1 protein-coding gene is annotated in these 246 nt (G+C 73.2%); it reads left to right on the forward strand.

Translation table 11 applies throughout. The features are described from left to right. On the forward strand, positions 1 to 246 hold a 246-nt coding region (locus CVH10_RS23265), incomplete at both ends, for a DUF488 domain-containing protein (protein ID WP_146143342.1).

Genomic DNA, 246 nt, shown 5'->3' on the forward strand with positions numbered 1-246 from the left:
GGCGGATGTCCGGGCGGTGGCGAACTCGCGCAAGCGCGGATTCTCCAAGACCGCCCTGCGCCTCGGCCTCGAGGCGGCGGGACTGGGCTACGCGCACGCGCGCGCGCTCGGCACGCCGAAGGCAGGGCGTCAGGCCGCCCGCGCCCACGATTCGGGTCTGATGCGGCGGATCTATTGCGAGGAAGTGCTCGACACCGCCGATGGCGGCCTCGCGCTGGACGAGCTTTGTGCTCTGGCCGCACGCGC

The sequence above is a fragment of the Halomonas sp. ND22Bw genome (assembly GCF_003011945.1).
In the GTDB taxonomy this organism is placed as follows: domain Bacteria; phylum Pseudomonadota; class Gammaproteobacteria; order Pseudomonadales; family Halomonadaceae; genus Halomonas; species Halomonas halophila.